Origin of the sequence: Micromonospora sp. U21 (assembly GCF_018070045.1) — a bacterium.
Classification (GTDB): Bacteria; Actinomycetota; Actinomycetes; order Mycobacteriales; family Micromonosporaceae; genus Micromonospora.
The window spans coordinates 49,169-72,325 of record NZ_JAGPYK010000005.1; the positions used below are offsets into that span (position 1 = coordinate 49,169).

Consider the following 23,157-nt stretch of genomic DNA (forward strand, 5'->3'; position numbering starts at 1 on the left):
ACGGCCACGTCGCCCTCTACGCACGGATTTGGCCGATGAGCGGGTGCGTCGGGAGCGGTCGGCGAGCGTGCGGCTGGCATGCCGACGGATAGATGAAGGCGGGTCGTTCTCGGGGCATTCCCCGGACTGAGGTTCGCTGTCGCCACCGTCGTCCCGACGTGGCGCTTGACGCCTGCGCATAATGCGACTTGACGCAACCCGAGTTCGTGATGGGCGGCCTCATCCGGCCGAATCAGTCGTCAGTGCTCCGCGTGTCATGCAGGCGCCGGCGATCGGACAGGGCTGTCGGTCACTGTCCGAGAGGGCGGTAGCGGAGGTGTACGACGCCGTTTCGGAATCGGCGCTCATCGAGGAGCTCGAGGTCGGCGCGCATGCCGGTCGGCAGCCCGGGCTTGCCTCCGCCGACGACAATGGGCAGGACGATCAGCTGGCACTCGTCGACCAGCCCGGCCTTGAAAGCCTGGGTCGCGAGGTTGGCGCCTCCCACGGTGAGATCGCTGCTGGCCGTGGCCTTCAGTTCGCGTACTGCGGCGGGGTCGAAACGGCGTTCGAGTCGGGTGTCGGCGGTTGACACCGCGGCGAGGGTCGTGGAGTAGACGACCTTGCTCGCCGCCTGCCAGGCGCTCGCGAAGTCGGCCGTGAGGTCGGACTGCACGGCCAGAGCGGCGTCGGTCTCCCAGAGGGCCATCGCCTCGTACAGGCGCCGCCCGTAGAGAAGCGTGCCCACGGACCGCAGGAGGTCGGTGTGGAATGCGAATACCTCGTCGCCGATTGGGAACCAGTCGAACGCGCCGCGTTCGTCCTCGATGTAGCCGTCAAGCGACACGTTCGTCACGTAAATCAGCTTTGCCATGCCTCTACCTCTCGATGATCAGCTGCAACAGCCTGGATATTCATCAGCGTGGCGTCCAGCTTGGTGAACGCCTGGCGCCAACCCTCCTCGCTGGGGTGCGCCAGATGTTCGGGGAGCCACTGGCGGATCTCCAGTCGCGTCCGTCCGTCAGCCTCGTCGTGGAACTCGACCCGGAGTCTCGTCTCGAACGGCTCGATGCCCTCCTGCAGCCGGCCACCGACGTGCATGACGCCTTCGAGTAGTTCACCGTCGGCGACGTGTGTGAGGTCGACGTGGATGTGCACGCGAAGGCCGGGGTCGGATGCATTGACCTCCGTCCACCGTTGATAGCCGCCGGGGCGCACGTCGAACTCAATCTCGTCGCGCGGCAGTGAGTTGCCGATCGGGCCCCACCACGCCCCCAGGTGGTCGGGATCGGTGAAGGCCTGATAGACGAGCTCCCGCGGCGCGTCGAACACACGCGAGATGACGAGCTGCTGAGTTTCCGTTCTCATTCGATCTCCCTGGGGTCGTCGACCATCCGGTCCGTTGCCCGTCCGGCGGCCTGTACCGCAGCGAGGTGGGCATCGAGGCGGGTGAGGGACGAGTCCCAGAGCCGCCGGTAGCGCTCGATCCAGTCGGCCGCCTCGCGCAGCGGGGCAGCCTCGAGGTGGCTCGCGCGCCACTTGCCCGACCGCGACCGCGAGATGAGCGCGGCGCGTTCGAGCACTTTCAGGTGCCGTGACACCGCCGGCATCGAGATGGACAGAGGAGAGGTGAGTTCTGTGACCGTGGCGTCGCGTTCGGCCAGCTCGGCGAGGATCGCCCGTCGAGTCGGGTCGGCGAGCGCCGAGAACACCGCGCTGAGATAATCGGTGCCAGCCATCGGAAGCTCCCTTCACTTAACCATCATGTTAAGCGTATTGAGACGCGAGCGATGTTGTCAACGAATGGGCCGCCGGGCCGGCTCGGTCCCGCCGCCGACGTGCCGCCGAACGACCTGCGGCAAGACGGAGTCCGCTTCTGCCGCGAATCGCTCGCTACCCAAGGTAAGGCGGCTACTCGGCAACCGGTGCGTCACCCGGCCCGGCGTAGGAGCGAAACTGGAGTACGTCCATGGCCTGGGGCAGCAGGATCGGCGGATCCGCTTCTCGCATCGCGAGGAGACCAGGTATCGCTCCACGAGTGATGGCCGCATCGATCGCCCGCTGCGTCTCTGGCGGAAGCGACTCCCAGGTGGCCTTGGCGGCACAGAGGTAGCAGCGATCATCGGCATGTTCTGGGAGATAGGCCGCATAGCGCTGGCCGCAGCCCGAGCAACGGTAGTCGATCATGGTGCAATTTGTCGTCCTGCGGGTGCTGCCGCTAGCTGGATTCAGGGCGTTCAAATCCCACCGGTCCGTCGGCATCCCGGCTTGCCTGACATCGGACAGGCCCTATCCCAGCCGCTGTCGGCGGTACTGCGGCTGGAGCTGGCCGAACGCGAGTCCGTTCTCGTCCAAAGCATCGCCGCGATCCGCGCGTGGTGTGGGTTTCGTTGGTGTCGACGTTGTTGATTCGAGCGGCTCGTAGTGGGCCACCAATCAACGCGTCGACGCGGGCTCCAGCCGCACTCGGCGCCCCGGCCGGTCCACCTCGGCGATCGTGACGGTGACGATCTCTCCCATCGCTGGCTCCCGGGTCAGAACTGACTCGTGAAGCAGCCCCGCGATGCCCGGCGCGACGCGGACGAAAACACCGAACGGCATCACTTTGACGACCGGCCCGGACAGTACCTGACCGACCCGGTCCGCTAACTGGACCAGTGGATCCTGCTGCAACGCCTTCAGCGACAGCTGCACCTGTCCACGAGTGACGTTGACGTCGAGCACCTCGGCGGAGACCTGCTCGCCTGCGTGCACCACCTCGGCAGGAGAAGTAATCCCAGGTCAGCTCCGGAATCCGAATGAACCCCGTGCCGGGCGAACTGGCCGGATCCCCGTCGAGACGCACGAAGACGCCGAAGTTGTGGATCTCTGAGATGACTCCGCGCACCACCGTGCCGCGCTTCGGCTCGCGTACAGACACGGCAGAACTGTATAGCCGAGGTAGCGGTCTGCGGCTCCTGACCAGGTGAACGCTTTTGCCGCCGACCGGGCGTCACTCCTCAGTGTTATGTGACGGACGGGCCGACTGTGCCGAGCGGTAGGCGCGTGCGACCGTTGACGACGTGGCGGCCAGCTGCGGGCGGGCCGGCACCCAGACGGTCTGAATGCCGAGTTGCTCGTTCATCGCAGCGAGCTGGTACTCGTAGCGAAGGTCCGCGGCCGTGCGCACGCCACGGACGATGACCGTGGCACCGAGGCGTAGGCAGTAGGCAGTCGTCAGGCCGGTCCAGGTGTCCACCTCGACATTGCCCCAGGCCGCCGGCATGGCGTCGCGCACGCGTACGGCCCTGGCCGTGGCCTCCGCGGTTGGTTGCTTGTCGGCGTTCACCGCCAGCAACACGATGACCCGGTCGAACATCACCCGAGCACGGGCCACCAGGTCGCGGTGCCCCGGGGTGAACGGATCGAACGTACCGGGATAGACCGCCAACGAACCGCGTACCGGCGCCACTCCACGATCCGACGTAGCCGTCACCGCGACTCCCACCACATGGCCGCGATCATCCCAGCCGTACATGTGCCGACCCGACTTTGGCTTGTCGTCACCGTCGACCACCGCCGACATCCTGATCTGCCGCCGACCGACAGCTACGCACTGTCACCACAACGGATCAAGTCGGCACCCGGTCGTGCGGAGTTGCGGGTGTGCGCGTCAACGCGGTGGATCGGCATCAGGTTTCTGGGCCAGCAGATACCCCTGGGCGGCGCTGTCCGGCCCATCGGCGGGGACGCCGCCCCAGAAGACAGTCGTGAAGCCAGCGTCGGTAACGCTTCGTTCCGTCTCCTCCGTGGCCTGCCAGTAAAGGTCAAACTCGACGCCAAGATTGGTGCTGCGGCCCGCGCGTCGGACCTGACTGCTCCCAGCGTGGAAGGCGGTCACCAGATAGCCGCCCAGCTTGACGACGCGATACAGCTCACCGAAGGCCGCTTGTCGATCGGCCGGCGCCAGGAAGATGAGGGAGTACCAGCAAACCACGCCTACCAGCGACGCGTCCCGTCCCGCAGCCGATGTCGCCGACGCTGGTGCCCAGGCCCGCGGCAAGCGCCAGGTCGCAGAACAATCTTTATCTGCAAACGGCATACCTACCTATTACTCGGCCGGAACCAGACGTTCGAGGCGGCGGCGGACCTCCTCGGCTGCGGGATCGCCCACGTCCTCGTAAATCCGCGCGGCCAGGCGCCAAGCGGCAGCGGCAGCGTTCCGGTCGCCCATCGCTTCCCGGGTGTCCCCGAGTCGGATGAGGGTTTCCGCCTCGTGATACCGGTCGGCAGAGTCGCGAAAGAGTTTGACTGCTTGCTCGTAGCAGTCGGCCGCGCGGTCGCGTTCACCGAGGCGGTCGTAGGCGAAGCCGAGGCTGTCCAGCGTGGCGGCCTGGCCGTTGCGGTCGTCGGTCCGTCGTTGCTGGGCGAGTGCCTCAGTGCAGCTTGCGATGGCCTGGACATAGTCGCCGGTGGTGGCGAGCAGCCAACCGATCGCGTTGAGCGTCCGGGCTTCCCCCGCATGGTTGTTGACCAGCCGGTAGAGCCGCAGCGCCTCGCGACCGTGTGCGAGCGCCTCGTCGAGCCGGCCGTCCAGGTAGCGGAGTTCGCAGTAGTTGTGCAGTGTCTGGGCCTGACCAGTCGGGTCGCCGAGGCGTTCGTATAGCTCAAGCGCGCGCTTCAGCCGGTACTCCGCCGTGGCGTGGTCGCCGAGTCGGGTCAGTGCGCGGGAGAGCAGCCGGTTGGCGACGGCCTGACCGACGAGGTCGTCGATCTTCTCTGCGGCGGCCAGCGCGACCCCTTGGATGGCAAGCTGGTCCTGCCACAGGCCGCGCGGTGCCACGAAGGTGTTCAACGCCCACGCGATCTGCCAGGCGTAGGCTTCGAAGCCGTTCTCGGCGGCCTGGCGGACCACCCGGATCAGCAGCCGGTGCTCTGCCGTGAACCAGGCGAGCGCGCCGTCATGATCGGTTACCGGCTGCCTGGCCGGTACGGGCAGCGGCGGCACCGGCTCGATCGGGGGCCACTGCGGCTGGAGCAGCAGTGCGGCCGGATAGGCGGCGTGCAGGTAGTGGTCGTACAGGCGCTGTCGGGCTGCGCCGCGCTCGTCGCCGCGCTCCGCCGACTGTGCGAGCTCGGCCGCGTAGGCGCGCAGAAGATCGTGGAAGGCGTACCGGCCGGGCGCGTGCTCCGACAGCAGATGGAGCCGGGTCAACTCCCGCAGGAGCGGCGTGACGGCCGCAGCCGACACGCCAGCGAGCGCCGAGGCCGCGGCGGCGGTCAGGTCCGGGCCCGGATGCAGCCCCAGCAGGGTGAACAGCCGGGCTGCGTCCTTTCCCAGGGCCAGGTACGACCAAGAGAAGACGCGCCGGACGTCGCCGTCGGCCAACGCATCCAGCCTCGCCTCGGCTGAGTGCAGTTCGGCGGCGATCGCGCCGAGCGGAAACGTGGGATGGGTTGCGGCGCGCGCCCCCACTATCGACAGTGCCAGCGGGAGCCGACCAGCGGCCTCGATGATGTCGGCCACAGCGGCCGGATCGGAGGCGAGTCGGCCGGCCCCGAGCCGTCTCGCGAGCAGGCTCATCGACTCCTCCGCCCTGAGTACGTCCAGTGTCAACGGCGTGGCACACTCGGCGGCGATCAGGCCTCCGAGCCGGTCCCGGCTGGTGACCACGACCATGCAGCCGCCCGCGCCGGGCAGCAAGGCGCGCACCTGGGCGGAGTCGCGAGCGTTGTCGAGCACCAGGAGCATCCGGCGGGAGGCCAACAGGCTGCGATAGAGACCAGTCCGGGCCTCCATGCCGGAGGGTATCCGGATATGGGGCACGCCGAGCGCTTCGAGGAAGCTGGACAGGGCGTCGGGCGGGGACACCGCGTCTGCTTCGTCGTAGCCGCGTAGGTTCACATAGAGTTGACCATCTGGAAAGCGGTCGGCCACCCGGTGCGCCCAGTGCAACGCCAGGGCGGTCTTGCCGACTCCGGCCATACCAGACACCGTGGAGATGACCACGCTCGTCGGCCCCTCCGCACCATGCAGGAGCGCGTCGAGCCTCGCCAGCTCGGCGCTGCGGCCGACGAACTCCGGCACCGCACGCGGCAGTTGCTCGGGACGCTGAATGAGCGGCCCCACTGCCGTGCCCGGCGCTGGCCTGTCCGGCCCCGATGGCGGTTGCGCTGCCAGTCCCGGACTGTGATGCAGGATGTCGTCGTACAACTTGATGAGTTCTGGCGTGGGATCGAGGCCGGTCTCCTCCGCTAACGTCTGTCGAGCTTGGCGGAAGGCATCCAGTGCGCCGGCAACGTCACCGATGCGGTACAGGCCCACCATCAGCTGACCCCACGCCCGCTGCCGCTGCGGGTGCCGGTCGAGCAGGCCGCGCAACCGGTGTACCACGTCGGCCGACGCGCCGAGCGCCAGCACCGCCTCGGCGTAGTCCTCCTCGACGAGCAGCCGGCGCTCCTCCAACTGCGCCACCCGTCGAGCCAGCGCCGAGCGCAGCGGCAGGTCGGACAGCGGGGGACCACGCCACAGGTCCACCGCGGCGGAGAGTTCCGCCTCGGCCCGGTCCGGATCCGAAGCGGCGAGAGCTGCACGGCCCCGCGCCGCCGCGGCGTCGAACAGGTCCAGGTCCCGCTCGCCCTGGCCCACCCGCAGCAGGTAGCCGCCGGCCACAGCGGTTATCCCATCCCAGGGCGCCCCACCGCCCAGCGCGTGCCGCAATCCGCGCACATAGGTGCGCAGGTTCGCGGCGGCCGACGCCGGCTCTTCGTCACCCCACAGCATCGCGGCCAACTCGTTGGTGCCGACCACCTCATTCGGGCGCAGCAGCAGGGTGGCCAACAGGAGACGCTGCTTCACCGAGCCCAGCCGAACCGACCGTCCTTCGTGGTACACCCGGAACGGGCCAAGGAGTTCGAAACGCAACCAGGCACCTCACATGTGGGCGCTGCCATCTGTCACTGAGCGCACAGCACCCGGATGACGCGGGCGAGTAGATGATCTATACGCCAGTTGTGCGCCGATTGTACGTGACCCACCGTACCGTTCTACCGTCCTCACCGCCCCAACCGAAGCACCCCCATGACGCCGGCACCGCTACGGCTACGGCGGAAACGGCAACTCAATCGAGGCGCCCTGCGGGATACGTGGGCGTCGACCGAACCGGGCCCCGCCCGTCGGGCCACCACCCTTGCCCCCGAAATGGGTCTCAACCAAAGGAGATGCATGTCCTCGCTCCACTCCGTCCGTCGCGTACTCAAGAAGGCCGCTGTCCCCGCAGCCGGCGCGGTGTTGGCCATCGGCATCAACGTCACGCTCGCCACGCCGGCCGCGGCCAGTGGCTCCTACACCGGCAGGGCGTACATCTACGGCAGCGGCGCGGTGTCCGACGACTTCGATGACGAGGGCGTCGTCAACGTCACCACGCACCGCAGCTCGAACGTCGCCTGTCTGTGGCAAACCATTCTTTGGGCAAATGGTTACCTGCCCTCGTCAGGGGTCGACGGCGTCTTCGGCGACCAGACCGATGCCGCGACGAGGAATTTCCAGCGCGACAAGGGCCTCGCCGCCGACGGTTCAGCAGGCCGGAACAGCTGGACAAAGGCTGGCGACAAGCTCGTGCAGCACGACAACCAGAACGGGTGGCTGTATGTGGTGTACCACGGGGCAACGGGTTCGAGGAGCCCGTACGGCTCGCACCAATTCGTCCTGCAGCGCTCGCCTGACGGAAACTACAGGTTCTACCCGCCTCAGAGTGGCGGCCCCTATTGGGCCGCCTACAACTCCCGCACCTGCTGACCTCGCCCAGGCCCTGTCCTGTTGATCATGGAAGCCAGATTATGGCGGCAATGAGGACGAGGCTGGCCCGGTAGAGGGATGCCGTTTGGTGTAGCGGGTGGCCAGGTCACGCCACTGTTTGAGTCGCTTGAGGCAGCGTTCCACGACGTCAAGGCGATCGAGGAGTACCTGCGCGTACTCAACGGCGACCCGAAGCCGTTCGTGTGAACGGCCACCTCCGAATCGATCGTGGCCAAGATCCGCCGTAGGCGCGTCACCCTCGAACGAACGGCAAGTCAAAGCTGCAACCGCGCGCTGAAACTCGGATCGTTCGACATAGACGATCCGGGTTGGCTCGTGCGCCGAGCCGGGAGAAGACTCCCGACAATGGAGGGAAGAGCGTGGAGCAGAGCAAGCGCAACGGCGTCTCGCGTCGCGGGCTATTCCGAGGCGGGCTGCTGGCGGTGGCGGCATCCGGCGTGGCGATGGTCGGCTTCGCAGGGCCGGCGAGCGCGGCCGTGGTCAACCTCGGCCTTGACAAACAGGGTGCCAAGCGGATCCAGCGGTGGATCCTCACCATGTACGGCTACAACGGCGCGATCGACGGGGTGCTCGGGACCAACAGCTGGAAGGCGATGCAGCGCTACCTGGCTAACTGGCCCGACCAGCCCTCTCCCTACAGGGGTGCCATCGACGGGATCGTGGGACCCGGGACGATCGTGTCGCTCCAGGCCAACCTGAAGAAGTTCAACGGCTACACCGGTGTCATCGACGGCATCGCCGGAGCGGGGACCAAGGCGGCGTTCCGGCGCAAGGCCTACTCCAACCCGGCGGTCTGACCGGCTGAGCATCGCGAGTGGCCCGCCCGGGGGGGCGGGCCACTCCTGGTCTCTGGAGTGGACGACATGCAGACCCGCGTCCTCGGCCGCACCGGACGATCCGCCGGATACCGCCCGACCCACCGTCGGCGCCGTGACGAAACACGCCGACGCACGGCGAGTGTCGCGCACCGATCGCGTTTCATGGGTTGTTGCAAACGCCGGGACGGGTGAAACGTACTCATGACAGCATTTCGCTCTTGACCGGAGCCGACATTCGCGGATCACGGCTCGCCTCCGTCGAGGAAGCCGGCCGCACGGCCGTAGCCACTACGCAGCGTTCCCCCCTCGGCGGGGCAGCTTCCAGTCCGGCCGAACGAAGTGGCAGGTGTATCCGCCGGGGTTCCGCTCCAGGTAGTCCTGGTGTTCCGGCTCGGCCTCCCAGAACGGGCCGGCAGGACTAACTTCGGTGACCACCTTGCCCGGCCACCGGCCCGAGGCGTCGACGTCGGCGATCGTGTCCTCCGCGACCTGCCGCTGCTGGTCGTCGGTGTAGAAGATGGCTGACCGGTAGCTGACTCCCACGTCGTTGCCCTGGCGATCTTTCGTGGTCGGGTCGTGAACCTGGAAGAAGAACTCGAGGATGTCCCGGTAGGACACCTCGGCAGTGTCGAAGGTGATCTCGATCGCCTCGGCATGGGAACCATGGTTGTAGTACGTCGCGTTCGGCACATCCCCGCCGGTATATCCCACCCTGGTCGCGAGCACGCCAGGGCGTTTCCGGATAAGGTCCTGCATCCCCCAAAAGCAACCGCCGGCCAGAACCGCCATCTCAGTCGTGTCAGTCATCGTTTCGCCCTCCCATCCGGATGCTCGACAGCACGATCACGTCCGTCGTCCGGCCGCCAGATCGACGGACGCAGCCCCGACGATGGACTTGTCGCCGTCGTTCTGGACATAGCCGACCACCGAGGCCTTTCGAGGATCGAGAGTTGGCGGCACCTCGAGGTCGACCCGTCCGCGCCCAACATTCATCGGAATCGACGTGAAGGCGCGCACCACGCTGTCCTGCCGAAGCCTCCGCCCGGCGTTCTCGCCTCTGGGTACCTCGTTCTCCAGGCCACGTTCCACGACCGCCATGTTGAACGCGGCCGGCTGTGGCAGTCGCCCGGCCTGGTACTCCACCACGACCCGGCGTCCATCGCCCGTGCCCTCGGGAGCATCCTGCAACGACAGCGCGAGCGGTGTGGTGTTCGCCGCCTTCGAAAGGGCCGCGCTGATCGCGGACGAAGCCTGCCGGCGGTCGGATCCGACGAACTCAACGGCGCCGTTGACGATCATCTGGGGGGTGTACAACCCCCGGGAGCCGAGCGCCCGCGCGTACGCCTCCTGGCGCAGGGTGTGCGCCTCGGCGCCGAACGGGTCTGCCCAGCCCAGGCGGTCCCAGTAGTCGACGTGGAACCCGAGCGCGTAGACAGGCTCGCCCCGCTCCCGGGCGTCGCGGTCGATCTCGGACAACACGTCCTCGGCGGGAGGGCAACTGTTGCAGCCCTGGGAGGTGAACATCTCCACGACTGCGAAGCCGCCGAGGGTCGGCGGCGGGGCGCTACCAGACCTGGTGCCCCGTGTGTCCGTCATGGCGCATCCTCCTCGGTCAGTCCTGCTGGCGACCCTGACCTTCCCGTTCCGGCGACCACCATGCGGAGCTACGAGGATCAAGGCCCGCGTCAAGCGCTGAAAAGCGGCACCGATCTCACGTGCGGCCGCCGCGCTCATCGGTCCGGAGGGCGTAGGGGCGGCGAAACCCGAACCGGAATGCGTCTGCTGCGACATGCGGGGGCTGCGCGTCCTCGTACCGGGCCTCAACGTTGACCGTTGGACGGTGGCACGTCGGCGGGGGTGAGGTCGAGGCGGGGGCGTAGGTAGCGGACGTGGTGTCGCCATCGGTGGTGTTCGTAGGCGGTGTCGACGTCGATTTCCGCGACGGAAACGCGACCTAGCCTAGGCCGGCGCGGAGCAGGCCACCGGGGCGGTTTGCGGGGCGGCGAGCCCGGTGCAGCGAGCAGCGCGACGCCGCCGAGCGCGGCGATCAACCCACGTCTAAGTCGCATGACATACCTCATGGTCAATGCGCCGGAGGCTGACAGTTAACTTTGTTAAATGTGAATGCGCAGTAATCTGTCAGCACTTGGTTCACGGCGTGAAGCAGGCCGCCGGGGCGGCCGGGAGAGGATGGCGGCGGACGTGGACGCCAGACGCACCACCGTGCGCGACATGCGTCGCGCCAACCGGTCGGTTCTGCTCACCCGGATCTGGCTGGACGGCCCGCTGAGCCGCCCCGAGCTGGGGCAGTCCACCGCGCTGAGCCTGGCCAGCGTGAGCAACCTGGTCGGTGAGATGATCGCCGAGGGCCTGGTCGAGGAGGCCGGCTTGGTCGAGTCCGACGGCGGCCGCCCGCGGGTGCTGCTGCGGGTCGCCCCCGGCTACGGCTACCTGGTCGGAGCCGACGTCGGCGAGACCCGGGTGCAGGTCGAACTCTTCGACCTGGCGATGACCGCCCTCGCCAAGGCGGAGTACCCGATCGCCGCCGCCGAGCCCGACCCCCGGCAGGTCACCGACCACCTGCTGCACGGTCTCACCGCGGTGATCGAGCAGGCCGGCATCGACCCGGCGGCGGTGCTCGGCTTCGGCGTCGCCGTCTCCGGCACCGTCGAGCGCGCCGCCGACGCCGTGGTGCACGCGCAGACCCTCGGCTGGGACGGCGTGCCACTCGGCGCCATGCTGCGCGCCGGCACCGACATCCCGGTGCACATCGACAACGGCGCGAAGACCCTCGGCCAGGCCGAGATGTGGTTCGGCGCAGGCCGCGACGTCCGGCACGCGGTCGTTGCCCTGGTCGGCTCCGGCGTCGGGGCCTGCGTGATGGCCAACGGCGTGGGCTACCGCGGCGCGCACAGCAGCGCCGGCGAGTGGGGGCACACCACCATCGTGTACGGGGGCCGCCGCTGCCGCTGCGGCAACCTCGGCTGCCTCGAGGCGTACGTCGGGGCGGAAGGGGTGCTCGACCGGTTCCGCCAGGCCAACCGCGGTCGCCCGGCGACCGGCCGCGACGAGGAGACGGCCTTCGGCGAACTGCTGCGCGCCACCAACCGCACCGCCGCCAAGGTGCTCGACGAGACGGTCGGCTACCTCGGCGCCGGGGTGGCGAACCTGGTGAACCTGTTCAACCCCGAGCGGGTGGTGCTCGGCGGCTGGGCCGGCCTGGCCCTGGGCGAGCGCTACCTGCCGCAGATCCGCGAGGTCACCGCGCGGCACGCGCTGCGCCAGCCGTACGCCCAGACCTCGATCGAGCTGTGCCGACTCGGACCGGACGCGGTCGCGATGGGCGCGGCCACCCTGCCAATGGCCCGGCTGCTGCGCGACGGCGGCGTGCCGCGCGAGCCGGCCGCCCGGGTGACCTTGACGCCGGCGCTGACGGCGCGGCGGCCCCGGTCGCGGACCCGCTGAGCCACCGGGCCGGCGGCGGGAGTGCCGCCGACCCGGCCGCGGCTCAGGACGCGAGAGTCCACTTCTGCTTGGCCCACCTCGGCCTTGGCCGGCGGCAGCGGCTCGCCCGTGGCGGTCACCGTGACGGCGCCACCCTTGCGCCCCTCGCGTCGGCCGGACAGTGAGGCAAAGAAGTTCCGGTACGCGACGTTCAGGTCCGCCAGGGCCTGCTGCTGCACAGGGTCGGGTAGACGCGGTCGTTGTACCGAAGCTGCACACCGGACACCATGACGATCGGCTATCGACACGAGTTTCGCGAGTGCGGTGGACGCCAGTGCGGCCGCCCGGGAGATCCCGAGCGGCCGCCCCGAGCGGCCGGGTCAGCGCTCCCCGCGCACCCGCCGGACGGTGTCGCGGTACCACTGCGCGCTGCGCTTCGGTGTACGCCGCTGGGTGTCGTAGTCCACCCGGACGATGCCGAACCGCTTGTCGTAGCCGTACGCCCACTCGAAGTTGTCCAGCAGCGACCAGGCGAAGTAGCCGCGCACGTCCGCGCCGGCCTGCCGGGCCCGGGCCACCGCCCGCAGGTGCTCGGTCAGGTACGCCACCCGGTCGTCATCGGCAACGAACCCGTCGGCGTCCGGCTTGTCGTCGAAGGCCGCCCCGTTCTCGGTGATCACCAGCGGCACGCCCGGGTAGTCCCGGTGCAGCCGGACCAGCAGCTCGGTGAAGGACTCCGGCACGATCTCCCAGTCCATCGCGGTGCGCGGCAGGTCCCGGCGGATCACCCGGCGCACCGGCTTCCCGTGCTCGTCCCGGTCCCGGCCCTGCTCATCTACCCCGGAGTGGACCTGCCCGAAGTAGAAGTTCACGCCGAGCACGTCGATCGGGGTCGAGATGACCTCCAGGTCGCCCTCCCGCATCGGGACGCGGACCCCCTCGGCGGCCAGGTCTGCCACCACGTCCTCCGGGTAGGAGCCACGGAACACCGGATCGAGGTAGAGCCTGTTGCCCAGCCCGTCGGCGGCCCGGGCGGCGTCCCGGTCGGCCGCGCTGTCGGTGGCCGGGTCGGCGGTGGACAGGTTGACCGTCAGGCCAAGCTCGATCGGGGTGGCCGCCGCCGCACGCAGCCGCTGCACCGCCAGCCCGTGCCCGAGCAGCAGGTGGTGCGCCGCGGCGATCCCGTCGCCCAGGTTCCGCCGGCCCGGGGCGTGGTTGCCGTACGCGTACCCGAGCATCGCCGAGCACCACGGCTCGTTCAGCGTGGTCCAGGTCTTCACCCGGTCGCCGAGGGCGCCGAAGACCAGCTCCGCGTAGTCGGCGAACCGGTAGGCGGTGTCCCGGTTCGGCCAGCCGCCCGTGTCCTCCAGCTCCTGCGGCAGGTCCCAGTGGTAGAGCGTCACCCACGGGTCGACCCCGCGGCCCAGCAGCTCGTCCACCAGGCGGTCGTAGAAGGCCAGCCCGGCCGGGTTGGCCGGCCCGCGCCCGCCCGGCTGCACCCGCGGCCAGGCCACCGAGAAGCGGTAGGTGTCCAGACCCAGGTCGGCGATGAGCGCGACGTCCTGCGGCATCCGGTGGTAGTGGTCGCAGGCCACGTCGCCGTGGTCGCCGTTGGCCACCGCCCCGGGAACCCGGCAGAAGGTGTCCCAGATCGACGGCGTCCGGCCGTCCTCGGCCACCGCGCCCTCGATCTGGTACGACGAGGTCGCCACCCCCAACCGAAAGGTCGGCGGGAGGGTGTCGATCGGGTCGGCCTGCCCGGTGGTGGTCGAGCGGGTGAGGTCGGTGTCCATGGTTCTCCTCGCGGTTGCGGGTCGTTCGGTCGGACGGAGGGAGGTCAGTGGGGGACCGGCGTGGCGGCGGGGTGCAGCCAGCAGGCGACGGCCCGGCCTGGGTCGGCGACCGGCGCTCCCAGTGCCGGCACCTTCTTGTCGCACGGGTCGAACGCCTTCGGACAGCGCGGGTGGAACGCACAGCCCTCCGGCATGGCCCGTAGGTCCGGCGGGGAGCCGGGGATGCCGGTCAGCTCGCGGCGCGGGCCGCGTAGCGCCGGGAAGGAGTGCAGCAACCCCTCGGTGTACGGGTGCAGGGCCCGCCCGTACAGCTGCGCGGCGGGCGCCTCCTCGACGATCCGGCCGCCGTACATGATGGCGATCCGGTCGGAGAACTCGACCAGCAGCGACAGGTCGTGGGTGATGAACAGCACCGCGAAGTCCAGCCGCTCCCGCAGCTCGGCGAGCTGGCCGAGGATCTGCCGCTGCATCACCACGTCCAGCGCGGTGGTCGGCTCGTCCATGATGACCACCTGTGGCTCCAGCGCCAGCGCCATGGCGATCATGACCCGCTGCCGCATCCCGCCGGAGAGCTGATGCGGGTAGCTGTCCAGCCGGTCGGCGGCGATGCCGACCAGGCGGAGCAGGTCCCGGGCCCGGGCCAGCCGACTCGCCGCCGTGCTCCGCGGCTCGTGCGCCTTGATCACGTCGAGCAGCTGGGTGGAGACCTTGTGCACCGGGTTCAGCGAGTTCATCGCGCCCTGGAACACGATCGAGGTCTCCGCCCAGCGGAACTGCCGCAGCTCGGCCGGGCTGAGGGTCAGCACGTCGACCGGCGGGCCGTCGACCGGGTGGTATACGACCTGGCCGCCGCTGACCACGCCGGGCGGCGGCAGCAGCCGGGTCAGCCCGTACGCCAGGGTGGACTTGCCGCTGCCGCTCTCCCCGGCCAGCCCCAGCACCTCGCCCCGGTGCAGGGTCAGGTCGACGTCGCGGACGGCGTGCACCGCCGCGTCGCCGAGCCCGTAGTCGACGCGCAGTCCGCGGATCTCCAGCACCGGATCGCTCATCGCACAACGTCCTCTCGGGTGGTGGCAGCCCGTGGCATCGGGACGGACGGGGTCGGGGCCAGCACGGGGGTGAAGCCGACCCGCATCCGCACGCTGCGGCCGTCGGCGGTGCGGATCCGGGTCCTGCCGGCGCTGCGCAGCCGGGGGCTGACGAACTCGTCGATGCCGAAGTTGATCAGGGCGAGGGCGGTGCCGAGCAGCGCGATGGCCAGCCCGGCCGGGACGAACCACCACCAGGCGCCCTGCGCGAGGGCCTGCTGGCCCTGGGCCCAGAACAGGATGGTGCCCCAGTTCCAGGACGAGATCGACGAGATGCCGATGAAGGCCAGGGTGATCTCCGACATGACGGCGAAGATGACGGTGCCGACGAAGCCGGACGCGATGATCGCGGTGAGGTTGGGCAGGATCTCGAACAGGATGATGCGCCACGGCCGCTCGCCGGTGGCCCGGGCCGCCTCGACGTAGTCGCGGCGCCGCAGGGACAATGTCTGGGCGCGCAGCACCCGGGCGCCCCACGCCCAGGAGGTGCAGCCGATGATGAGCGCGACCAGCGTGTCGCTGGCCTGCTCGACGATCGACGTCACGATGATGATCAGCGGCAGGGCGGGGATGACCAGGAACACGTTGGACAGGGCCGACAGGCCCTCGTCGGCCGCACCGCCGATGTAGCCGGCGGTCACGCCGATGAGGATGGACAGGATCGTTGCCAGCACGCCGGCGAGCAGGCCCACCACCATGACGCTGCGCGCGCCGACCAGGATCTGGCTGAAGATGTCCTGACCGAGGTGGGTGGTGCCGAACCAGTGCCGCAGCGACGGCGCCTGGAGCACGTCGCCGCTGCGCGCGTCCGGGTTGTACGGCGCCACCCACGGCCCGATCACCGCGAAGAGGCAGTAGATGCCCAGGATGACCAGGCCGGTCGCGGCCTTGGCGTTGGCGATGAACCGGAACCGGCGCCGCTTGACGCGGCCCGGCGCGGCCGACGGCTGGGCCATCGCCCCCTGACCGGGGATGACCTGCTCGATGCTCGACGGTGAGATGGTCATCGCTCAGCTCTTTCGGGTCCGCGGGTCGAGAAGCAGGTACGCGACGTCGGCGAGCAGGTTCGCCACCAGCACGGAGATCGTGATGATCAGGAAGATGCCCTGCATCAGCGGGTAGTCCTTGGCGCCGACGGCCTGGAACAGCTGGTAGCCGAGACCCGGGTAGGAGAAGACGATCTCCACCAGCAGCGTGCCGCCGACGATGAACCCGAGCGACAGGGCGAAGCCTGACACGTTCGGCAGCAGCGCGTTGCGGGCCGCGTAGCTCAGGGCCACCCGGCGCTCCGACAGCCCCTTCGCGTGGGCGACCGTGATGTAGTCCTCCGAGGAGACGGTGACCATCATGTTGCGCATGCTGAGGATCCACCCGCTCATCGAGGAGACCAGGATGGTGGCGGCGGGCAGGATGCTGTGCTGGATCGCGCTCGGGATGAAGTACCCGTCGAAGGCCGGCACGAGGCCCGCCTCGTAGCCGCCGGAGGACGGGAAGAAGCTTCCCGGGCCGGCGAACAGGGCGATGGCGACGAGGCCCAGCCAGAAGTACGGGATCGAGGACAGGAACGTGGTGGCCGGCAGCAGGCCGTCGACCCAGGAGCCGCGCCGCCAGCCGGCGCCGACGCCGAGCGCGGTGCCGAGGAGGAAGCTGATGACCGTGGTGATACCGACCAGGCCGACCGTCCACGGCAGGCTGTCGCCGATCACCGTCGACACCGGCGCCGGGAAGAAGGTGAACGACAGCCCCAGGTCACCGTGGAGGAGCTGTCCCCAGTAGTGCAGGTACTGCTCCCAGACGTTCTCGTTCGCGTCCAGCCCGAACAGCACGCGCAGCGACTCGATGGCGTCGGCGCTGATCCGGCCCTGGTTGCGCGAGATGAGGGACTGCACCGGGTCGCCCGGCACCAGCCGCGGGATGAAGAAGTTCAGTGTGATGGCCGCCCACGCCGTAAACAGGTAGAAGGCCGTGCGCTGCAGGAGGAATCTCATCGCGGCTCCCCCCGGGTGGCTGTCTCGGCGCGGTCAACCGCCGCCGGGGGCGGCGGCACGGCCGGGTCGGCGTCGGGGGCGGCCGAGCCGGGAGTGTCGGCGGCGACGGTCGCCGGGTCGTAGAGCCAGCAGGCGGCCCAGTGGCCGGGCCGGTCGCCGATGGTCAGCGGCGGCGGCAGGTCCGCCGTGCAGCGCCGCATCGCGTGCGGGCACCGGGGGTGGAACCGGCAGCCGGCGGGCGGGGTGATCAGGCTCGGCGGCTCGCCCTGACCGCGGTCCTCCCCGGCGGCCGCGTCGACGCCGGCGCCGTCGCCGGTGATGCGCTCGGGATCCGGCGCCGAATCGGTGAGCAGCCGGGTGTACGGGTGGGCCGGGTTTTGGGTGACGGTCTCGCTGTCGCCGCCCTCGACCATCCGGCCGGCGTACATCACGATCGTCTCGTCGGCGAAGTAGCGGGCCGAGGCGATGTCGTGCGTGATGTAGAGGATGGCGATGTTGAGCCGCTCCTTGAGGTCTTGGAGCAGGTTGAGCACGCCGAGGCGGATCGAGACGTCGAGCATGGAGACCGGCTCGTCGGCGAGGAGCACCTCCGGGTCGGCGCCGAGCGCCCGGGCGATGGCGACGCGCTGCCGCTGGCCCCCGGAGAGCTCGTGCGGGAAGGCGTCCAGGTAGCGCTCGGGCGGGGTGAGGCTGACCCGGGTGAGCAGCTTGGCGAGGGCCTGGTCCAGCTCCTCGGCGCCGCGCCCGGCGTTGCCGTGGATCCGCAGCGACCGGGTGAGGTGGTAGCGGACGGTGTGCACCGGGTTCAGGGAGGCGAACGGGTCCTGGAGGATCAGTTGGACCCGCCGCACGTATGACCGGAAGGGCCGGCCGCCGCGCACCCGGGTCGACGTGCCGTGCAGGCGGAGGTCGCCGGCGCTGCGGGGATAGATTTGGGCCAGCAGCCGGGCCACCGTGGACTTGCCGGAGCCGGATTCCCCGACCAGCGCGGTCACCCGGCCGTGACGCAGCGCGAACGATACGTCGTCGACCGCGTGCACGACTGCCGGCGTCCGGGAGAAGAGGTCACGCAGCCGCCTGCGGACGGGGAAGTGCTTGGTCAGGCCGACGGCCTCCAGCACCACCTCGTCGACCGGCGCCGCCGCGCTCTCGCTCAACGTCATGCCGAGTTCCTGTCTGAGCGTGGGGTGCGCCTCCCCGGCCGGCCGGGGAGCCGGCCGGGGAGGCAGTTGGCGAGGTCAGCCGTTGGCGGGCTTGAGGTGCAGGACCACGTCCAGCGCGTTGGGCTGGGTGGGCTGCATGGCGCCGTACGGGTTCGAGTCGTCCGGCCAGCCGGTCCAGTTCTTCGTGCTGTACGCGCCGCCGATGTTGTCCGCGCCGACCGGGATCATCGGCATCTGGTCGACGAAGATCTTCTGCAGCGTGTTCATCGCGGTGGTGCGCGCGGCGTCGTCGGTCGCGTTCGCGTAGGCGACCAGGGCGTCGGTCGCCTCCTTGTTGTTGAAGCGGCCGAAGTTGCCGGCGGGGGAGGCGGTGCCGATCGGCTTGAGCTGCCGGCCGTCCATGACGGTCCGGTAGATGTCGTACGGCGTGGCGCCGCCCTCGGTCCACCGGAAGGTCGCCTCGAAGTTGCCCTGCTCGACGTTGCGGAACCAGGCGTCCTGGTTGGCCTTGTCGACTGTGGCGGCGATGCCGATCTTCGACAGGTTGTCCTTCACGATCTCCAGGCTGGTCTGGTAGTCGGACCAGCCGGCCGGGTCGGTCAGCTTCAGCGTGACGGCCTTGCCGGTCTTGTCCTTGAGGGTGTTGCCCTCGAGCTTGTAGCCGGCGCCGGTCAGCAGCGCCTTGGCGCCCTCGACGTCGACCTTGTGCTCCTGGCCCTTGAACTCGGGCGCGACGAACGAGTCGCCGGCCGGGCTGGGCAGGCCGGTCACGCTCTTCACCTGCGGGTGGAAGTAGCCGGCCTCGGCCGTGGTGAAGATGTCGGCGCGGTCGATGACCATGTTCATGGCGCGCCGCAACGTGGGGTCGTCGAACGGCTTTTTCGTGGTGTTGAGGTAGAGGCCGTGGATGCCCAGGATCGCCGGCGCCCACACCTTGTGGTGCTCCTGGTCCTTGGCCACGAAGACGGCCTGGTAGTTGGGGATGAAGACGAAGCTCCACTCCGACTCGCCGTTGGCCAGCGCGGTGGTCTGCGCGCTGTTGTCCGTGTAGGACGTGTAGCGCAGCTCCTTGACCTTCGGCAGGTCCTGCCAGTAGCCGTTGTCGCGCACCGTCAGGGTCATGCTGGCCGGGGTGAACGACTTCAGGGTGTACGGGCCGCTGCCGATCGGCTGCTTGACGGTGTCGGTCGTCGGGTCGCTGATCTTCTCCCAGATGTGCTTGGGCACGATCGGCACCCGCCACAGCACCTTCTGCTGGTTCACGAACTGCGGGCTGGCCATCTTGATGGTGACCTCGTTGCCGCTGACGGTCGCGTCCGTGTAGGGCACGCCCTGGTCGTTGAGTGCCGGGTACTTCTTGACCAGGTTGTAGGTGAAGGCGACGTCCTCGGCGGTGACCTTCTGCCCGTCCGACCAGGTGGCGTTCTCTCGGATAGTGACCTTGACCGAGGTGTAGTCCGACGACCACTCGGCCTTGGTCGCCAGCCACGGCTTGAACGGGTCGGCCGGCTTCACCGGGTTCCACATCATCAGCGGCTCGAAGATCTGCCAGCGGTAGCCCAGCGAGGCCGCGGCGGACGTGGTGAGGAACGGGTTGTTGTTCTCGGCCTGCGGGCCGTTCGGCATGCCGACGTTCAGCACCGTGGCCGCCTGGCCGTTGTTCTTGTTCGCGTTCGGGCTGTCGCCGCACGCGGCGACGCCGGTGGCCATCGCGCCGGCCAGCGCGACGGCGAGGAACTGCCTTCTTCTCATGGAGGTCTCCCTCGGTGCTCCCGCAATCCTCGAGCGGGATGTGGTGGATGGAGGGTGTGCGGTGTTGCCGCCGGTGGGCGCGACGCTCCCGCCGGTGTGGGTGGTGGATGAGCGGTGGAGAGGTCAGGTAGCGCCGGTCGAGGCGCGGACGGTGAAGTTGGTGGGAATGACGGTCGGGGTGTCCGGCAGCGGCGTGCCGGCGAGGTGGGCGATGAGAGTGCGGGCGGCGGCCGCCCCCATCTCCCGCAACGGCTGGCGGACCGAGCTCAGCGGTGGGTGGGTGTGCCCGGCCAGGGGCAGGTCGTCGAAACCGACCACCGCCACGTCGTCCGGGACCCGCCGGCCGGCGTCGCGCAGTGCCTGGAGCGCTCCGGCGGCGGAGAGGTCGTTGTGCGCGAAGACGGCGTCGAACGGCACGCTGTCGGCGAGCAGGCGCTCCACCGCGACCCGTCCGCACTCGAAGGTGAAGTCGCCCTCCACGACGAGGGCGGGGTCGATGGGCAGGCCGGCGTCGGCGTAGCCGTCCGCGAAGCCGGCCAGCCGCTCCCGGGTGCAGCCGAAGCGGCTCAGGCCGGTGACGACCAGCGGCCGCTTCCGCCCGTGCGCCAGCAGGTGCGCCGCCGCGGCTCGCGCGCCGGACTCGTTGGTGGTGCGCACCGACGGGAAGCCGGGCTGGTGGCCGCGGTCGTCGATGAGGATGACCGGCAGGCCGCGATCGTGCAGCTCGGTGATGTAGTCGAGGGTGCCCTCCGGCTCGACCACGAGCAGTCCGTCGAAGGACTTCGCGGAGACCTGGGAGGCGAACCGCCGCATCGACTCGTCGCCGTGGGTGCAGGTGAACAGCAGCATGCCGTACCCCTCGGCCTCGACCACGTCGGCCGCGCCCTGGAGCACCTCGCCCATCCAGGGCCAGGTCAGGGCGGGCACCAGCATGCCGACCACCCGGGTACGCCCGCGGGCCAGGCCGACCGCGCGGGCGCTCGGCACGTACCCGAGGGCGTTGATGACCGCGCGGACCCGGTCGGCGGTGCGGACGTGCACCTCGCCCTTGCCGTTGAGCACCCGGGAGACCGTCGTCTTGCTCACCCCCGCGCGGGTGGCGACATCGGCGATGGTGATCGGCACGTGACGCTCCCAGGTCGAAGGGGTGAGGCGTTGTTTCGGAACCGGTTGCGGAAGCGGTTCCGTCGCAGTCAACCGAAGTGGCGGCGGTCACGTCAATAACGGACGGGTAACGAAACATGGCTAAGTTCGACACCTGAAAAAAGTGCCGATGGACAGCGCGGCCGATCCAGGGTGTGGCCAGCGTCGATGCGAGGAAACCGGGTCGTCCGCGGGCGTGCCGGCGCCTACGGCTCCGTTGCGCTGGGTGGGACTGGTCCGGCTCGCCGTTCGGCCCGGAAATTTAGTTCGATGGGGTTGGCTGGCAGGGCAGGATGTCGGGGTGATCTGGGGCAGACGCGACGGTCAGGTCCTCCCGCCTTCGATGCTCGGGCAGGACGGGCTGCTTGGGGCGGTACGAGTTGCTGTCGAGCACGCCGGGGCAGGCCAATGGGAGGCGGTTAACCGTTTGGTCGAAGTGCTGCTCGAAGTCGATGCCGTAGGCGATGAGGTGCTGGCGCGGTCGGCGTTGGCGCTGGTGGCCGGCGTACCGGGGTTGGTGGTTCGGCTCGACGAGCACGCGCGGTCGGCACCGTGGTACGGCTGGCACCGGGAGCCCGCGTGGCTGCGGGTCGCGGGACGGTTCTCAGGTGTGTCGTCGGGGCCGGTGGCGACGGCGCTGGCGAGCATGCACGGTGACGGGCGGATCCGGGAGCGTGCCGTCGCGGCGATGGTTGCCCGCACGTACGCGGAGGTGATGCCGTTTCTGGTGGTGCGTACCGCGGATTGGGTCGGGCCGGTGCGGGATCGGGCGCGGGCCGGGCTCGCGGTGTTGCTCGCCGACGACGCTGCCGTCTACCTGCCTGCGGTCTTGCCGATGGCGCTGCGCCTTGAGGCGCGTCTGCGTGCTGGCTTCGCGGTCGCCCAGGTGCGGGTGGCGGTTTTGGCGGCGACGGAGCAGCTGTGGCGCGGCCTGCTCGGCTCGGGTGATCGTCGGGAGCGGCGGTTCGTCTTCGACGTCGTCCTGGCGCAGGGTCGGCTGCGTTTGCCGGAACTCGTGGCCCTTGCCGAGTCGGATCCGGATGTGGGGGTACGGGCGCGGGCGGCGGAGGCGGCGTGCCGTGACGCGGTCTGGACCCGCCGCCATGACGTCCTGCGCCGGCTGGCGCGGTCCGCTCGGGCCGAGGTGCGGGTGGTGGCGTTGACCGGGCTGGTGCGGGTCGGCCAGGACGCCGACGTCGCCGGGTACCTCGATGATGATGCGCCGTTGGTGCGGGCCGTGGCCCGGGACGCGGCCCGGCGTCTGAGGGTCGACGTGCGGGAGCACTACCGGACCGCCGTCGGCGCCGGCGAGCCGCCCTTGGGGTCGATCGCCGGGCTTGCCGAGACCAGCTCGGGAACAAACGCCCATTTGTTGCGGCGGTTGCTCGGCCATGAGCGGGCACGGATCCGTGCCCGAGCGGTGCGGAGTCTGCGGCTGCTGGACGCAGCCGTGGCGGGGGAGCTGGTGACGTTGGTGCGAGATCCGTCACCGGCGGTGGTGCGGGAGGTGACCATGGCGCTGCGCCCGGTCGCCGGCGCTCTGCCGCAGGCCTTGCCGTGGGAGCTGCTCCGGGATGGCCGTGTGGAGCTGCGTCGAGCCGGCTATAGGCTCCTGCGCGGCCGTGGCGTCGGCATCGAGCTGCGGGCGGCCCTGATTTTGGCTATTGACGCGGATCCTCGTCTGGCCGAACGGGGCAAGGCCGATGCCATCCGCATCACCCGCGATGCTGCGCGGACCGCGTGGAGCTCTGCTCCTCGGCCGGAGTTGCAGGCCACCGCGACGGAACACGCCGAACTGGTCACGCTGGCGGCGCGAGCGGCGGCTGCGCTCGGAGAGGAGACCGGTCGGCAGCTCGCTGGTTGGCTGGCGAGTAGCCGCCTCGGCGAGTGACGACGCCGAGGAATACCCGCCAGTCGGCGAACAGGTCGACGCGGTCGTCCAAGAGATTCGTGGGTACCACCCGCCCTTCTGAATATGCCTCACGATGCGTGCCGCGAACCTGCGTGGTTCAGCTGGCCGTGCGGATGCTGCGGTGAACTCATGATCCTCAGCCCTGGCGGCGACGGCGTCACCATCGATGTGCCGCCTCGCCTCCGTCCGGATCGGCTCCGGCCCGCGGGTCGCCCTGAGCTGATCCGCAAGCTCCGTCCTTCCGTGACAGACGTCGACAAACGTTGACACCCGCGAGTT

Annotated in this window: 21 protein-coding genes and 2 pseudogenes; 4 read left to right on the forward strand and 19 right to left on the reverse strand. The window is 69.7% G+C overall.

The annotated features are described in order from the left end of the window. Positions 1-289: 289 nt before the first annotated feature. From KBX63_RS08345 to KBX63_RS08385, 9 genes and pseudogenes are all read right to left on the reverse strand, one after another. Positions 290-853, reverse strand: coding sequence for a dihydrofolate reductase family protein (locus tag KBX63_RS08345; protein WP_210910332.1), 564 nt, complete (start codon positions 851-853; stop codon positions 290-292). Further along, positions 841-1,347: an SRPBCC domain-containing protein gene (locus tag KBX63_RS08350; protein ID WP_210910334.1), complete on the reverse strand. Its 507-nt coding sequence runs from the start codon at positions 1,345-1,347 to the stop codon at positions 841-843. The genes KBX63_RS08345 and KBX63_RS08350 overlap by 13 nt, the downstream gene beginning before the upstream one ends. Further along, on the reverse strand, positions 1,344-1,718 hold the full coding sequence (locus KBX63_RS08355) for a helix-turn-helix transcriptional regulator (protein ID WP_210910336.1): 375 nt from the start codon (positions 1,716-1,718) through the stop codon (positions 1,344-1,346). The genes KBX63_RS08350 and KBX63_RS08355 overlap by 4 nt, the downstream gene beginning before the upstream one ends. 172 nt (positions 1,719-1,890) lie before the next feature. Beyond that, positions 1,891-2,166, reverse strand: coding sequence for a hypothetical protein (locus tag KBX63_RS08360; protein WP_210910338.1), 276 nt, complete (start codon positions 2,164-2,166; stop codon positions 1,891-1,893). A 249-nt stretch (positions 2,167-2,415) separates the two neighbouring features. Continuing rightward, the gene (locus tag KBX63_RS35070) at positions 2,416-2,736 is read right to left on the reverse strand and encodes a S1 RNA-binding domain-containing protein (protein ID WP_210910340.1); all 321 of its coding nucleotides are present in this window, start codon (positions 2,734-2,736) and stop codon (positions 2,416-2,418) included. 28 nt (positions 2,737-2,764) lie between these two features. Continuing rightward, a pseudogene (locus tag KBX63_RS36665) lies at positions 2,765-2,899 on the reverse strand (S1 RNA-binding domain-containing protein); the annotation flags it as partial. 72 nt (positions 2,900-2,971) lie between these two features. Next, a complete protein-coding gene (coaD, locus tag KBX63_RS08375; RefSeq protein ID WP_307871645.1) occupies positions 2,972-3,454 on the reverse strand; it encodes a pantetheine-phosphate adenylyltransferase in 483 nt (160 codons plus the stop codon). A gap of 177 nt (positions 3,455-3,631) precedes the next feature. After that, the gene (locus tag KBX63_RS08380; RefSeq protein ID WP_210910341.1) at positions 3,632-3,955 is read right to left on the reverse strand and encodes a class I SAM-dependent methyltransferase; all 324 of its coding nucleotides are present in this window, start codon (positions 3,953-3,955) and stop codon (positions 3,632-3,634) included. Positions 3,956-4,069: 114 nt separating this feature from the next. After that, the gene (locus KBX63_RS08385) at positions 4,070-6,853 is read right to left on the reverse strand and encodes a BTAD domain-containing putative transcriptional regulator (protein ID WP_307871663.1); all 2,784 of its coding nucleotides are present in this window, start codon (positions 6,851-6,853) and stop codon (positions 4,070-4,072) included. A gap of 330 nt (positions 6,854-7,183) precedes the next feature. Here KBX63_RS08385 and KBX63_RS08390 point away from each other — a divergent pair, with 330 nt between their 5' ends. Then, positions 7,184-7,756 (forward strand): peptidoglycan-binding protein, encoded by a 573-nt coding sequence (locus KBX63_RS08390; protein ID WP_210910345.1) that lies wholly within the window; start codon positions 7,184-7,186, stop codon positions 7,754-7,756. A 25-nt stretch (positions 7,757-7,781) separates the two neighbouring features. Here KBX63_RS08390 and KBX63_RS35075 read toward each other — a convergent pair. Continuing rightward, positions 7,782-7,906 (reverse strand): annotated as a pseudogene (locus KBX63_RS35075) (IS5/IS1182 family transposase); the annotation flags it as partial. A 230-nt stretch (positions 7,907-8,136) separates the two neighbouring features. Here KBX63_RS35075 and KBX63_RS08395 point away from each other — a divergent pair. Beyond that, positions 8,137-8,574, forward strand: a complete 438-nt coding sequence (locus tag KBX63_RS08395; protein ID WP_210910347.1) for a hypothetical protein — start codon at positions 8,137-8,139, stop codon at positions 8,572-8,574. Positions 8,575-8,883: 309 nt separating this feature from the next. Here KBX63_RS08395 and msrA read toward each other — a convergent pair whose 3' ends face one another. Then, on the reverse strand, positions 8,884-9,402 hold the full coding sequence (gene msrA, locus KBX63_RS08400; RefSeq protein ID WP_210910349.1) for a peptide-methionine (S)-S-oxide reductase MsrA: 519 nt from the start codon (positions 9,400-9,402) through the stop codon (positions 8,884-8,886). Positions 9,403-9,438: 36 nt separating this feature from the next. Further along, a complete protein-coding gene (locus KBX63_RS08405; protein WP_247661995.1) occupies positions 9,439-10,119 on the reverse strand; it encodes a thioredoxin family protein in 681 nt (226 codons plus the stop codon). Between the two features lie 678 nt (positions 10,120-10,797). Between KBX63_RS08405 and KBX63_RS08410 the strand changes: the two genes are divergently transcribed. Continuing rightward, entirely contained in the window at positions 10,798-12,060 is a 1,263-nt protein-coding gene (locus KBX63_RS08410) for an ROK family protein (RefSeq protein WP_210910353.1), read from the forward strand. Between the two features lie 359 nt (positions 12,061-12,419). Here KBX63_RS08410 and KBX63_RS08415 read toward each other — a convergent pair whose 3' ends face one another. The 7 genes from KBX63_RS08415 to KBX63_RS08445 form a co-directional block, all read right to left on the reverse strand. After that, on the reverse strand, positions 12,420-13,832 hold the full coding sequence (locus tag KBX63_RS08415; RefSeq protein ID WP_210910355.1) for a GH1 family beta-glucosidase: 1,413 nt from the start codon (positions 13,830-13,832) through the stop codon (positions 12,420-12,422). A 44-nt stretch (positions 13,833-13,876) separates the two neighbouring features. After that, the gene (locus KBX63_RS08420; RefSeq protein ID WP_210910357.1) at positions 13,877-14,881 is read right to left on the reverse strand and encodes an ABC transporter ATP-binding protein; all 1,005 of its coding nucleotides are present in this window, start codon (positions 14,879-14,881) and stop codon (positions 13,877-13,879) included. Beyond that, a complete protein-coding gene (locus KBX63_RS08425; protein ID WP_210910359.1) occupies positions 14,878-15,927 on the reverse strand; it encodes an ABC transporter permease in 1,050 nt (349 codons plus the stop codon). The genes KBX63_RS08420 and KBX63_RS08425 overlap by 4 nt, the downstream gene beginning before the upstream one ends. Positions 15,928-15,930: 3 nt before the next feature. Next, positions 15,931-16,908, reverse strand: a complete 978-nt coding sequence (locus tag KBX63_RS08430) for an ABC transporter permease (protein ID WP_210910363.1) — start codon at positions 16,906-16,908, stop codon at positions 15,931-15,933. Continuing rightward, positions 16,905-18,071 carry an ABC transporter ATP-binding protein gene (locus KBX63_RS36670; RefSeq protein ID WP_210910369.1) on the reverse strand — a complete coding sequence of 389 codons (1,167 nt, stop codon included), beginning with the start codon at positions 18,069-18,071 and terminating at the stop codon, positions 16,905-16,907. The genes KBX63_RS08430 and KBX63_RS36670 overlap by 4 nt, the downstream gene beginning before the upstream one ends. A 75-nt stretch (positions 18,072-18,146) precedes the next feature. Beyond that, positions 18,147-19,823 (reverse strand): ABC transporter substrate-binding protein, encoded by a 1,677-nt coding sequence (locus tag KBX63_RS08440; RefSeq protein WP_210910371.1) that lies wholly within the window; start codon positions 19,821-19,823, stop codon positions 18,147-18,149. A 123-nt stretch (positions 19,824-19,946) separates the two neighbouring features. Beyond that, on the reverse strand, positions 19,947-20,948 hold the full coding sequence (locus KBX63_RS08445) for a LacI family DNA-binding transcriptional regulator (protein ID WP_210910379.1): 1,002 nt from the start codon (positions 20,946-20,948) through the stop codon (positions 19,947-19,949). A gap of 319 nt (positions 20,949-21,267) precedes the next feature. On the opposite strand from KBX63_RS08445, the gene KBX63_RS08450 reads away from it, so the two are divergent. Then, a complete protein-coding gene (locus KBX63_RS08450; protein WP_247661958.1) occupies positions 21,268-22,857 on the forward strand; it encodes a hypothetical protein in 1,590 nt (529 codons plus the stop codon). Positions 22,858-23,157 lie beyond the last annotated feature (300 nt).